This is a genomic window from Acinetobacter sp. YH16051 (genome assembly GCF_013417135.1).
Lineage (GTDB): Bacteria > Pseudomonadota > Gammaproteobacteria > Pseudomonadales > Moraxellaceae > Acinetobacter > Acinetobacter towneri.
The window spans coordinates 102,150-116,247 of record NZ_VPEN01000004.1; the positions used below are offsets into that span (position 1 = coordinate 102,150).

11 protein-coding genes and 1 pseudogene are annotated in these 14,098 nt (G+C 37.2%); 5 read left to right on the forward strand and 7 right to left on the reverse strand.

The window, feature by feature from the left end; genetic code table 11:
* The first annotated feature begins 2 nt into the window (after nt 1–2).
* On the forward strand, nt 3–3,236 hold the full coding sequence (locus tag FTV41_RS05160) for a type III restriction-modification system endonuclease (RefSeq protein WP_179996227.1): 3,234 nt from the start codon (nt 3–5) through the stop codon (nt 3,234–3,236).
* A 49-nt stretch (nt 3,237–3,285) separates the two neighbouring features.
* On the opposite strand, the pseudogene FTV41_RS05165 reads toward FTV41_RS05160, so the two are convergent.
* The 7 genes and pseudogenes from FTV41_RS05165 to FTV41_RS05195 form a co-directional block, all read right to left on the reverse strand.
* Nucleotides 3,286–3,474, reverse strand: a pseudogene (locus tag FTV41_RS05165) (class I SAM-dependent methyltransferase); the annotation flags it as partial.
* A 122-nt stretch (nt 3,475–3,596) separates the two neighbouring features.
* Complete coding sequence (locus FTV41_RS05170) at nt 3,597–5,600, reverse strand: DUF262 domain-containing protein (RefSeq protein ID WP_179996228.1); 2,004 nt, start codon at nt 5,598–5,600, stop codon at nt 3,597–3,599.
* Entirely contained in the window at nt 5,593–7,005 is a 1,413-nt protein-coding gene (locus FTV41_RS05175; protein WP_179996229.1) for a DUF262 domain-containing protein, read from the reverse strand. Before FTV41_RS05175 ends, FTV41_RS05170 begins: the two co-directional genes overlap by 8 nt.
* 5 nt (nt 7,006–7,010) lie before the next feature.
* A complete protein-coding gene (locus FTV41_RS05180) occupies nt 7,011–7,229 on the reverse strand; it encodes a hypothetical protein (protein ID WP_179996201.1) in 219 nt (72 codons plus the stop codon).
* Between the two features lie 234 nt (nt 7,230–7,463).
* Nucleotides 7,464–7,658, reverse strand: a complete 195-nt coding sequence (gene xseB / locus FTV41_RS05185; protein ID WP_179996230.1) for an exodeoxyribonuclease VII small subunit — start codon at nt 7,656–7,658, stop codon at nt 7,464–7,466.
* Nucleotides 7,651–8,913, reverse strand: a complete 1,263-nt coding sequence (gene xseA / locus FTV41_RS05190) for an exodeoxyribonuclease VII large subunit (protein ID WP_179996231.1) — start codon at nt 8,911–8,913, stop codon at nt 7,651–7,653. Before xseA ends, xseB begins: the two co-directional genes overlap by 8 nt.
* Nucleotides 8,914–9,117: 204 nt before the next feature.
* Entirely contained in the window at nt 9,118–9,705 is a 588-nt protein-coding gene (locus tag FTV41_RS05195; protein ID WP_179996232.1) for a DUF805 domain-containing protein, read from the reverse strand.
* Nucleotides 9,706–10,463: 758 nt separating this feature from the next.
* On the opposite strand from FTV41_RS05195, the gene FTV41_RS05200 reads away from it, so the two are divergent.
* The 4 genes from FTV41_RS05200 to FTV41_RS05215 all read left to right on the forward strand — a co-directional run bounded on the left by FTV41_RS05200 (nt 10,464) and on the right by FTV41_RS05215 (nt 14,072).
* On the forward strand, nt 10,464–10,850 hold the full coding sequence (locus FTV41_RS05200; RefSeq protein ID WP_179996233.1) for a hypothetical protein: 387 nt from the start codon (nt 10,464–10,466) through the stop codon (nt 10,848–10,850).
* 21 nt (nt 10,851–10,871) lie between these two features.
* Nucleotides 10,872–11,933 (forward strand): metallophosphoesterase, encoded by a 1,062-nt coding sequence (locus tag FTV41_RS05205; protein ID WP_179996234.1) that lies wholly within the window; start codon nt 10,872–10,874, stop codon nt 11,931–11,933.
* Nucleotides 11,934–12,204: 271 nt separating this feature from the next.
* Nucleotides 12,205–12,777 carry a LexA family transcriptional regulator gene (locus FTV41_RS05210; RefSeq protein ID WP_179996235.1) on the forward strand — a complete coding sequence of 191 codons (573 nt, stop codon included), beginning with the start codon at nt 12,205–12,207 and terminating at the stop codon, nt 12,775–12,777.
* Entirely contained in the window at nt 12,774–14,072 is a 1,299-nt protein-coding gene (locus FTV41_RS05215) for a Y-family DNA polymerase (RefSeq protein ID WP_179996236.1), read from the forward strand. The genes FTV41_RS05210 and FTV41_RS05215 overlap by 4 nt, the downstream gene beginning before the upstream one ends.
* Nucleotides 14,073–14,098: the final 26 nt, after the last annotated feature.

Consider the following 14,098-nt stretch of genomic DNA (forward strand, 5'->3'; position numbering starts at 1 on the left):
TAATGGAAATTCGTTTTAAAACCCTTGGGTATCAGAAAGATTCTGTACAAGCGATTGTAGATTGCTTTAAAGGACAACCACGTTCTGAAGGTCATCGTTATACGATTGACCTAGGTGCAGCCAAAGCCAAAAAAGCAACGGCACAGGTTGATATGCTTGAAGAAACCTTGGACTTACAAGGTGGTAAGGCTAAAAAAGTGATTGCAGATGTTGGTTTTGAGAATGCCCATATTTTTGATCTGCAAGCTGTATTGAAAAATATTCAGGACGTACAAGCAGCAAGTGGATTACAAAGATCATCTCAACTTATCACGGATGATAATGGCAAAGGCAAGAACCTGACCAAAAGTCCATTAAACCTTGATATTGAAATGGAAACAGGTACAGGTAAAACCTACTGTTATATTCGTACTATGTTTGAACTGCATAAGCAGTATGGCTGGTCGAAATTTATTGTGGTCGTACCAAGCATTGCCATTCGTGAGGGCGTTTACAAAAGCCTGAATATGATGGCAGATCACTTTCAAGAACTCTATGGGAAAAAGGCTCGTTTCTTTATCTATAACTCAAAAGAATTACACCACTTAGAAAGCTTTAGCTCGAATGGTGGCATCAATGTCATGGTAATTAACGTACAGGCATTTAATGCGACAGGTAAAGATAACCGTCGTATTTATGGTCAAGTCAAGATGCGGAATGGGCTGCCAGTAATTGATCCTAAAACAGGTCAACCTATCATGGAAGGACTTGATGAATTTAATAGTCGTATTCCAATAGAAATTGTGAGCCGAAACCGTCCAATTTTGATCTTAGATGAACCGCAAAAAATGGGAGCGGATAAAACCCTAGAGTCTTTATCTAACTTCAACCCATTATTTATTCTGCGCTATTCCGCGACACATAAGCGAAATTATAACCTTGTGTATAGATTGGATGCTTTGGATGCCTATAACCAAAAACTTGTGAAAAAAATCACTGTAAAAGGTGTGGAAGTACAAGGCTTAACAGGTACACATGGGTATTTATACTTACAAGACATCATTGTATCTAAATCTGCTCCAATTGCCCGTTTGGAAATTGAGATTGAGACCAAGAATGGCTTCAAACGTGAAATAAGAAAAGTCGGTAAAGGCGATAACCTTTACGATATTTCCAATAAGGCCGAACAATACAATGACCGTTATGTTGTCTCAGACATTGATGCACGAGATAACTCGGTGACTTTCTTGAATGGTACCAAAATTCATGTCGGTGAAGCATTGGGGCATGTTGATGAAAAGATCATGCGAACCATTCAGATCCGTGAAACGATTCGTGCACATATTCAAAAAGAACGTCAGTTGTACAACCAAGGCATTAAAGTTCTCAGTCTCTTCTTTATTGATGAAGTAGCGAAATATCGTCAATATGATGAAGAGAATAATCCTGTCGATGGTGAATACGTTCAAATTTTCAAGGAACAGTATCAACAGGTACTCAATGAAGTTCTGGATCTCAACTTAGAAAATGACCCATATTTTGACTATCTGAAAGCAATTGAGGTAGACCGTACTCACAATGGTTATTTCTCAATTGATAAGAAATCAAAACGTCTTGCCAATCCAGCAATTGATAAGAAAGCTGAAGAAGCTCAGGTATCCAATGATACAGACGCTTATGACCTGATTTTAAAAGATAAAGAACGCCTACTTTCCTTTGAAGAGCCAACTCGTTTTATTTTCTCTCACTCAGCGTTACGAGAAGGTTGGGATAACCCGAACGTGTTTGTGATCTGTACTTTAAAGCATTCAGATAATGTTATTTCTCGTCGCCAAGAAGTGGGTCGTGGTATGCGCCTTGCAGTGAATAAATTTGGCGAACGTATGGATGCCAACCATTTTCAAGGTGCATTAGGTGAAATTCATAAATTGAATAACCTAACTGTTGTGACTAATGAAAGTTACAAAGAGTTTGTGTCGAATCTACAATCAGAAATTCTAAATACAATTCAGAATCGCCCGACACAAGCTACGCCTGATTACTTTAAAGGGAAAATCTTTAAGTTATCAGATGGATCTAGTGTTGAAGTCACTGAATTGATGGCAAAGCAAATCAATAAGCATTTGTTTAAGCATGATTATATTGATGACAATGATCAGTTAACGCCAAAATATCACGAAGCGAAAGAGCAAGGTACGCTTGCTGAATTGCCTGAAAGTTTAGTGGCTTATACTGAGCAAATTCACAAGCTGATTAATGGGCTGTTTGATCCAAAAGCTTTGGAAGGCATGACAGATAATGGTAATAAGAAGCTGACCAATACCATCAATCAAGCCAATTTAGAGCGTAAAGAGTTTCAGGCTTTATGGTCGCGTATTAACCGAAAAGCCGTTTATCAAATTCATCTGGATTCTGAAAAACTCATTGAGCAAAGCATTAGTGCTGTTGAGCGTACTGCTGTAGAACGCAACAATAAGTTTGTAGAAACGCTGAGTTATAAACTTGCTGAAGCAACTCAGCATGATGAATCCACCTATGAGCAAGTTAAAGCCAAAGAAATGTTTGGAAAAGTTAAAACAAATACTGAAGTTGCAAACATTTCAATTCAATCTCAAGTGACCTATGACCTAATTGGTAATATTGCAGATGATACGAACCTGACTCGTAAAACAGTTGCTCGTATTTTACAGGGAATCAATGCAGCAGTATTTTCTCAGTTTAAGTTAAATCCAGAAGCTTTTATTCGTGAAATGAGCCGTATTATTAATGAACAGCAAGCTAAAATGGTCATTCAAGGACTGAAATACAATCCTTTAAATAGCACTTATCCTGACAATGAAATTTTTGTCAGCAACGACAATATTCCATTGCAGTCTTATAAGGCTGAACGTCATATCTGGGAGTATGTGGTTACTGATTCTGATGTGGAGCGCAAATTTGTTGAGGAGCTAGATGGTGCAGATGAGGTGGTGGTTTATGCTAAATTGCCTGATCGCTTCCAAATCCCTACACCTTTTGGTGGCTATAATCCTGACTGGGCAATTGCTTTTAATAAAGACAAAGTACGTCAGATTTATTTTGTCGCTGAAACGAAAGGCTCTATGCTAGATGCTGACTTAAAAGCCAAAGAAAAAAGTAAGATTGAAAGTGCTAAAAAATTCTTCACAACTTTAAATGAAGAAAATCAGTCATTAGGTGATACTGTTCAGTATTCGGTGATTGATAGTTTTGGTAGTTTGATGAAGTTGGTTCAGTAAATTAAAAAGGTCTGAAGCTTTATTTCAGACCTTTTTTGAGGGGGGATTACCAGTCACACGCATCAACCTCATAACCTTTCTTTTTAAAAGCAAGGCTATCCCGCCCCAATCCACAGCCTAAATCCAATATTTTTGCTGTACTTGGCAAGTGCTCTAAAAATGGCTAATACAAAATTTCCATATCCACATTAAAAGTAGATTCCGCGAATTGGCTTGCATGTGTATTGTAGTAATCTATTGTTTTTCATTACTGACTATTTTTCGCCCCAAACATAATAGTACTCACCTGTTACGACTTTTATTTTGGATTGTCTTGGTTAATTTCTGAATGCTGATCTTGACTTTTTAAACCACGGAATACTACTGATCACCGCCATTCGTATTGCAGTACCAGTCATGGTTATCCATCGTTAATAAGGACAGCATTTCTTCTTCATGCTGCTTTATTTGAACTTCGCCCCAAGTTCCATCTTTCTCAAGTAACTGGATCATGCGATATAATTTAAGTGTATCAATTTTTTTATCGGCAATCGCAACTGCAAAATGCTCACGTTTGGCATTTGGTTGATAATTACTTAAACGTGAATTTTTGCTATGACTAATCAAGCATAAATTACCAAAGCGATTTAAATACTCTGCAGGAAGTTCTGAATATCCATCCATCGGGTGTTGAGGATAAAAATGTTCAACAGAACTCCGGAAAGTAAACTCAAACTCTTCAATAATTGCATTTGGCTTTTCTGAGCATAATTCATCGCACCAAATCAAGTAATCCAAATAGTTAAATACAAAATTGTTTTCGATATTCCCATAAATTAATTTTGACGTATCAATCTCGTTTGAGGTAGATATTGCATTATCATCAGCATAAATCATGTCATAGTAGTCAGCGCCCTCCCCTGATTGTAAGAATCGAGAGAACACGAACCGTCTAGCTAATTTCTCTAATGCAGATAAGTACTCATTCGCATTGACATCAACCTGTTGATATAAATAATACAATGCTCCATTTAGCCAATGCTTGTATACCATTGTCGGCGTAGATACATGAAATGCACTTAACAACAGAATAGTTCGATGGTTAATACCTTCAAAACCATCTTCTTTATCATCAAAGGTATTGAGATAAGTAACACTTTTATCTGAATACCAATGCAAGCGTTTCAGGCTCCAGTTATCTTTACCATTGGCAAAATCACGCTTAACGATATACTGATCAAACATGTACTTGCATTTCAATAAAGCAAATATAAAACTCTTCACTGTGTCAATTGGATTTTCAGCTTTTAAGACATGCGTCTCAAATTGCTCAATTAATTTTTTGTCATCCAATACTACATTATTACAAGACGACCAAACACGGACTACATGTAGTAAGAAATTTGAAAAATTAATAACACTGTTAAAACGCTCTGTTGGGATTTCAGCACCACCTTTCAAAATCTTGCTTGGTGGTCGTTGTAGCATCTCCATTAAACAGACAGAACTATTGCTGATATTGGATATATCAGTCTCCCCTGTTTCTAAACAGGTTAGCAATTCTGCAAAATTTTTAGGTGTAAATTTGCCCCAATCATCAGCCCCAAAAAGTGCATGTCGCTCTTGGGGAGTAAATCCATATTGCACATATTTTTCCATATTTGCAGTAGCATCCCAGACCTTAGTCAAGACATTAATACTCGCATTTTTTTCAGATTCATCATTAATGCGACTCAGCACTTCCATCAATCGAGCCTTGATAACCTCGTGCTTTTCCAATTGCTCGCCACGACTGTTCATCACCTCAAAGTAATGAGTGAGATTCGTATCTTTAGGGACATGCACACTTGTTATCTGTACATGCTGAAACAGAAATTCGCAAAAGTCCTTTAGCTGATCACCCAATGCAAGTAAACTCTTTCGCAGGAGCTCAAAACCATTGACCACATCAGCATTATGTTCCTCACCTTTCAAGAAATGTGTTTCTACACCTTGTGCTAATGCTGTAATGGTTGCTACAGACTTAGGCCGGCTTTCAAAATCAATATTTGGTTTTGTGTACCAAGTCATATCTGGTACACATGAATCTTTATCATTTAAGGTTTTTAAACAGATTGCCAATAATGACAAGGTTGTAAATCGCTGCTGACCATCAATAATCTCAAAACTGCCATCCTTACGTTCAAAAACTACTAAAGTACCAATATAATAGGTTGTTTTTTGTTCTTTATTCTGATTCTTTTGCTGATAATCCAACACATCCTGAATGAGCTGATTAATTTCGCCTTCACCCCATGCATAATTGCGCTGATACATAGGAACTAAGTAGCGATGTGAATCACTTAGCAACTGCTGCACACTAAAGGCTTGCACAAATTCACTCATAATACTTCATCTCTTTGAATAACATGACCAACGCTTCCCCGCTGTTGGATTTGTTTTCTTTAGTCTCTTTTATGACTTCTAGTGGCCATGCTAAGAGTTCATTTGGGCCTACGGAATGTTTAATCAGACTAAAAACATTATTTGTTAATACATACTTATCAATCGTTGCGAGTTGTACGACCTTCTGACGAATGCGACAGCTATAAGCCCAGATAAACAGCTTTTCAATCGCATGTGATAACCCCTTTGCACCAAATTTATCCAAATAAAATATAACCGCACAATCAAACATAACCCGAACATATCGATCCCCTGTTCGTTTGCGTTCGGGGTAATTGTTGAGTGTATGTATAATTCGGCTGGCTAAGGGTTCCAGTGTTAATCCTAAAATCTGGATAGGCTGCTTATCATCTAGATGATATTCACCCTTTACAATCTCAGATACCTGCTGCTGATAATGTTCTACCATTTCAAAAAAACGACGACCATTAATGATCATCTGGTCTAAATGAAATGGAAAAACCATCATCTGACGATCAACTTTACGCTGATACTGCTGATTATAATCATCAACAAAATGATGAGATATACGAAGCGACTCCGCATAAGGGTAATGTTCTACTCGATCAAGATTAACCCCTTTGAACACAGATACGTGATTTTTTCCAAAGAAACGCGCAGACATTCCCTGTGTCCATCGACGAATACGAAACAGATAATTGGCAAACAAATTCTCCAAATCTTCACTGCGCAGATCTTCCCAATGAGCTACGGACTGTGCTTTTAAATGACTTTCCACCTCTGCGAACTCGCGTAAGTGATAAGCTTTCAATAAATCATGAGGTTCTAGATCACGGCCACGTGCATTTTGTGAGTCAAAGAACTGAAATGCCTCTGAGATATCATCTAGAACAAAGCTTACCAATTGACAGCGATTTAATAGAAAATCGATATCATCTTCACCGAAATCATTACGTGCCACTTTTCTCTTAGCGGCTAGAAAATTCTGGTGCAAATTATGATGAGAAATATCACTGGAAAAATGCTGGCGTTTAATAAAAGCTTTTATTATTGGTTCAAGAGCAAGCAATGCCTGTTTGATATCATTTCTTTGCAGTTTAGAGTACCTTTCCTCAATAATTGCAAGAACAATCAATACCAATGTTAAGGTTCGCTGCTGACCATCTACAATATCCAAATGTATCTGATCAAGGTTACCATGCTGGTGGAATACGACTGAGCCCAATCGATAAGCCGATTTATCCTTATATTCACGTAAATCAGAAAATAGGTCATTCAGGTTTTTTTCTGTCCACTTATAAGGCCGTTGATATGCTGGAATAGATAAATTTGGTAATGCCAATAATTTTTGGACAGAAATAATGCTCTTATCAAGCTGAGCCATGATTATCACCCTCTAGCTTTGTTGACTACAGTAAAGTCAAATATCTTAAGTTGACCATTAGTCTCTTTCCATTGTGAGTCAGCTAATGTATTACCCTTCCAGATCTTCTCAGTGGCGTTATCATGCAGAACAAAACCTTTCCCCTGTCTCACATCAATTCCACAACGTAGTTCATCACAGCTGGCCCACAATGACGAATAAAATTCTGCTTTCTTAATAGCCATGTTTTATGTTTCTCGTATTAATTACTTGAAATATATCTTTTTAAGCGATTCAATTAAAAAAAAACAGGATCTCTGTTTCTACCAGGATCCAATTATTCCCAACAACTTAACATGCTATTTTTCAACTTTCAAAATCATATGTTGCCAATACAGCTTCCCAATCAGCGACAATCTCTATGTCACCATTTTTTCTCAATTTCCTAGCGACTCTATTCAGTCTTACTTTACATACATTTACTCTTTAAAAGTATCATTCAATGCCTGTTGAACAGCATCAATGCGAGACTTGCATGCTTTATAGGCGGTCATTGATTCTTCAACAATTGCCATCAGATTATCAATATCTGGCTCTTCCTGTGATTCGAGTTTTTCTGCATTTTTTTTCAGAATCTCATAACCTTGCTTGAAACTTAATTCTTCATTATTCATGTACTATTACCTCTGTCACGGTGGCATGAATGATGCCATCTTGTAGTTCAATCTGAAGTTGCGGGTCAATTATCTTTTGAATTGAACGGATCGCTTTCCCTCGGCTACGAATAATGGCATAGCCTTTAGCCATGACATTGCGTGGATTCTGTAGCAGGGTCTCTCGCATCAGTGATTCTGTACGCTGCGAAGCCTGTTTAATTTGCAGTTGTGCAAGATATTGGGTGTCACTTTTTAGGAGATCAACACTACGTTGAGCCTCATTGATTTGGTTTTGTGCCATGGTTTTGATGGTTTTAAGACACTGATCATTCTGACTCTGATAAGCGGTCAATTGATGCTGTGATAACAGTTTAATCGTTTGTAAAGCCGTACTAGCTTCATTGACTCGTTCCACAATCAGGTTGCGGATTCCTGCAATCACCTTACTTGGCGTATCAAAAGATCGGTGAGCGATTTCATCCAAAATGGTACGGTCTTTTTCATGACCAATACCCACCCAAATTGGCACAGTTCTTTTACATAGCAGTGCCGCTAGATCATAGTCATTCAGGTAGGCCAAATCATTCACTGCTCCCCCACCACGTATAATCACAATCAAATCTGGAGCGATTGAATAGTCGGCAGCCCATTGTTTTAATGCAGTACTCAATGCTTGTATGATGCTAATCGGCGCCGTATTGCCCTGAAAAGTCGCTGCATGATAAACAAAATAACAGACACCAGCTTGTTCCAAGGCATCAGCATCTTTTCTAAAATCACCCAAACCTGCTGCGTTTTCTGGTGCGATGACCAAAACATTTTGAACATCAAAAGGTGTTGGCAGCTGTTTATTATTAGTGAGTAAACCTTCTTGAGTCAGTCGCTGAATGATTTGCTGATAGCGTTTGGCAATATCACCTAAAGTAAAACTGGAATCAATGTCTTCGACATTAACAGAAAAACCGTACTGAGGATCAAATCTCGCTTTAACCTTAATCAGAACATTTAGATCTTTAGCCAGCTCAATACCACTTTCTCGTTCGAACTTTAAAACAATTTTTTGTGCCGTGAATTTCCAAATGGTGCCTTTACAGCTAGCAATCACCTTATGGGTTTCTTCATCTTTCTCAGCCAATTCAAGATAGTAATGACCACCTTTAATACTTAAATTACGAATCTCAGCTTTAACCCACACTGCTTCACTGAAAGTGAGCTGAACGACTTCCTGCACACTGGCAAGGTATTCACTAAGGCTTAGTTGGGTCTCTGACATAAATGAATAAATAGAATGAGTTTAATCGATAGTACAAAACAACACTGTTTATCACAATACAAAAACTACTTGCTAGACTACCCACCCTATAAAATTTCTACCCCATCAATAATCTCTAAAATGTAGGCCGTATCTCTCGCACTTATTTTTCTAAATACTTATAATACGGCTTTCATTAAATAAAAAATGTATAGTTCGATGCATTTATTTTGGAGAGCTTCCATATAGATTTTCATTTTTTTGCCCTTCAGTGACAAACCAAATGAGTATTAAAATTGCACCAATAATAGGTACGAATACAATCGACAACCACCAACCAGAACGACCAACATCATGTAGACGACGCACAGTGACAGCAAGATCAGGTAAAAAGGTTGCTAACAAAAATAATCCTAAGAATATTCCATCTGTTCCAAGAGCACTTTCAACGAACACGATCGCTAAAGTTAATAAAAAGATGGTTAAGCGAAAAAACCAATATTCCTTACGTCTTGCTCGACCACTAAAATTCACATAATTTTTTATGCATTTAATAAACCAATCAAAAAACTGATATTGGCTTTCCTCTGTATCTTCAACATTAAAACTCACTGGTACAGCTTGTTGAGCTAATGCTTTATATACTCCAATGGCTTGCCCAACTTGATTTAGATCAAAGTCCACGTACACTCCTCGCTGCGGAGGAGTATTTTCTTTCCATTCACTACCAAAAAATGTATAACGTTTTTCATCTTCACCCGCGATCAAACCACTATTGGTTTGAATGGAAAAGTCTAAAATTTTTCCCTTCAATTTTATAACCTCTATAAAGTATTTTTAGTTTGTAATGTCCAAAGCTATTATTTCGTTTAAGGTTGACAGCTGATGTCACAATTTTTCTATATTCAAAAAATATCATTTATAAATGCAAAATCTACACATTACTAGTCAACAAAATTTTTGAAGTTATATTAAAAAGATTAGTTATTTAAAAAATAATTCTATGCTCAAAAGTAAACCTAACATACGGTAATTTCTCGACTCAGCTAAAATAATTATTCTACCTACACCTAAAATTCCTAATATATTTTATGCTGGTTTAACGTAAATTAATCTGATAAAAATTCATGGAAAACTCTATATTCTTAGTTTATTAAAAAATCTTACTCACGCACCACACAATCGAATCAGCCTGAGCCCAACCAATTTAAAGTATTGATTTAACCACGTCTTTCAGACCAGCAAAAACCAAATTACACACTGATTTAAGTAGAATAAATATTTATATTGGTAAGTTATTTTGAAAAGTAAGTTGTTCAGAATTGCTTTGTGCACCTAGTGTCATCAATTCAACAAAGCGACACATTTTGTCGCAAAGATCCTATTATGGCAGTTTTTTTGATCTAATTATGTTAAAGTCAATTGTAAAACTTAGCTTGTCTTTGATCTGTTTAATTTTAATTCCCTATTAACAAGATGTTCAATTACGACCTGAGATCATAAAACTCTAGAACAGGCTAATTGCCATAAATAACCAAATTAGGTACTAACTCAAACGTGAGAAGTATAAAATGCTAATATTTAATGCATTTGCAGTTTCAAATAATAAATCTCAAATCAGACAATTTCATGTTGATAGTAATGATGATTATGAGGCTAAAATCAAAATTTTAGAGCCATCAGACACGGCATTGATAGCAGAATATCCTGCGGAAAATAATATAGTTCTAAATATTGCTGTAAAATATTGGTTAGGCTATGGCTTATATTATCCTGATATCAAAGAAATCGACTTAAGCCTGCTCAGCTCACGTATACCTAAAATAATTCTACTCACTTTAAACCATCCTGACACTGATGTTTTTTCCAAATTTGGTCAGGTTGTATATGATGAGACTGAATATCGAGAATGTGTTGCTCAGCTGGTTTATTCTCCTATTTTTTTTGAAAATGACTGAATAAATAAATTAAGGAACAAAATGTCGTATCAAATCTCTCAAACACTTTTTAATGCCAATTTAGATATTATTGGTGATATTCACGGAGAAATCAAAGCATTACGAAGTTTACTATCCAAGCTTGGTTATGATCAACAAGGTAACCATCCTGAACATCGTAAACTAATTTTTGTTGGTGATTTATGTGACCGTGGCCCACAAAGTGTTGCTGTTATTCAATTGGTTAAAACATTAATCGAACATGGCAATGCGCAATGTGTTTTGGGAAATCACGAGTTAAATTTATTAATCAATTCCAAACGTGAAGGCAATGGATGGTTTTTTGGATCGCCACACGAAGATGATGAGAAACCTTTTCAATCTCTGCCTGCATCTGATACAGATCGAGTATGGATTATCGAGTTTTTAAATAGTCTGCCTTTGGTACTGGAATCAGATCAATTAAGAATTGTACATGCTTGTTGGGATCAACAGTCTATCGACACACTCAAGCAATCCCAAATGCGCTCACTCAAAGAAATTTATGATTATTTTGTCCAGCAAACGGAAAGATATCTTCAAAATTCAGATGTTGCCCAACGGGCACAACATGAAAAACAGCAACATAGCTCTCAGCTAAAAAATCCATCAGCCACACTGCCTTTATTAAAAAACCTAGGACAGCAAGATTTACTTGAGCAAATGATGAATCCTTTTAAAGTCCTGACGTCTGGGGCTGAAGTTTTAGCAAAAGAACCTTTTTTTGCAGGTGGGAAATGGCGGATGGTCGATCGTTTAGCTTGGTGGGATCACTATCAGGATAATATTCCTGTCGTTATTGGGCATTATTGGCGCAACTTTAATTCTCCAGATCAAAAGCATGGGCTTTTTAAATATATAGAACCATTGGAATGGTTTGGTTTAAATCAAAATGTTTTTTGTGTGGACTACTCCGTTGGAAAACGATATTTAGATCGTCATAAGCAACGCGCCTTTTCTAACCAACTTTGTGCTTTACGTTTTCCCGAAAATACCTTGTTATTTGAAGATGGCTCTACAAAGCAAATTACGAATCAATGTACAGCTATCAGAAGTCGAATCTAAACTTAAGTTTTGATCTGCCTCTATAAGAGACCATGTACTAGTATTCAAACTTATAATTTTTAGCTTTCCAATATTGGAATGAGTTTAATCGATAGTACAAAACAACCCTGTAGATCACAATACAAAAACCACCAACTGAACTGCCTCCGCTTTCCCTGAATAGCTTAGTGATTACATCATTGAATAGATTTAGAAAACGGAGCATATTGTTTTTACATTGTGAGTTTTCTATAATCTTAATTATGTTACATAATCAAGATTGATAATAAAAATGACACAAAATAAGCATGGTGGTGCACGCAAAGGTTCTGGCCGTCCTTTTGTCTATAACGAACCGACCAAGGTCATTCGGGTGCCAGAGTCTCGTGTATTGGAAATCAAACAATACCTGAAGAAAAATGACACTCCAAAGTTTAACGATATTTCCTCTATTACATTGCTTGAGACAAAAACACATTATGAGATTCCTGTTGCTTTGCAAAAAGTTGCTGCAGGCTTCCCTTCCCCTGCTCAGGACTATATCGATAAGACCCTTGATCTAAACGAGTTTCTTATTCAAAACCAACAGGCAACCTTTATCGTTGAAGTGGAATCCTTATCCATGCGTGATGCAGGGATTGATCTGAATGACAAGCTAATCGTTGACCGTAGTATTGAAGCCAAGCATGGGGATATTGTTCTGGCATTGATTGACAATGATTTTACGATCAAACGCTTGATGATTGAGGGTGATCAATGCTGGTTGCAGGCAGCCAATCCAGATTTTTCCGATATCCATTTAAAAGATAATCAAACCATGCTGATCTGGGGTGTGGTCACCAGTGTGATCAAGAAGTTCAGATGAACAGTTACGAGCGGATTTATGCCCTGATTGATATTAACAACTGCTATGTCAGTTGTGAGCGGGTATTTAATCCCAGTCTAAACAATAAACCTGTGATTGTGCTCAGCAATAACGATGGCTGTGCTGTGGCAAGAAGTAATGAAGCCAAAGCGCTGGGCATCAAAATGGGCGTTCCTCTCTTTCAAATACAAGATATTGTTCAGCAACATCAGGTCGTGGTGTTATCCAGTAACTATGCTTTATATGCTGAAATGTCCAAGCGTTTTCATTCAATTTTGGCTAGTTTTGTTGCGCCACATGAACAGGAAATCTATTCAATTGATGAGTGTTTTTTAGACCTGACCAGTTATGCACAAAATTTTGACTTAACTCAGTATGCGCATCACATGAAACAACGATTGTTGGATTGGATTGGCTTACCCGTCTCGATTGGTATCGGGCGTAGTAAAACTGAAGCCAAAATGGCCAACCATCTTGCCAAAAAAAGACAGGGTTTCAAGGGTGTGTGTAACTTACTCAATATGGATTTCCTAGATCAGGAAATGCTTTATTCAGACATTGAGGTCGGTGAAGTTTGGGGCGTTGGTCGTAAGTTAGTTAAAAAACTAAATGCCATGGAAATCTATTCGGTGCTGGATTTAGTGATGCAAGATGCTCATCGCATGGCGAGCCTTTTTTCTGTTGTAATGCAAAGAACAGTATTGGAGCTGCAAGGTGTTTCTTGTATGCAGTTAGATGATGCCCCTCCCCCCAAACAGCAAATCATAGCAAGTCGTTCATTTGGTGAAAAAGTTACCGAGCTAGATGATCTCAAAGAGGCTATGGGCAAATATGTACAGGATGCGGTCATACGTTTACGAGCAGACGCTTCCTTATGTGGATGTGTCATTGCTTTTGTGCAATCGAATCCTTTTGATTCAAAGGTTCCCTATTACAGTAAATCGTTGGCTTTTGAGTTTCCTGAACCGACGGATTGTGTTTTGGATCTGATTAAAACAGCTATGCGACTGCTGGAACACATTTATAAATCTGACGTGAAATATAAAAAGTGTGGTGTAATTCTGACGGATTTAATTGCTAAGCAGCGCTTTACTCCTGATCTGCTGACCGACCATAGCCAGCGTGAAAATAATGAAAACCTCATGCAAACTTTAGAAGCGCTACAGGCTCGATATGGGAAAACTAAATTAGCTGTTGGCAGCTGCTACTTACCACAACGAAAGTGGTCGATGAACCGTACTCATTTGACCCAGAACTATTTCAGCTGGCAAGGATTACTAAAAATTGGTAATTAAATAAAAAAACTAAAAAAAATAAGGGA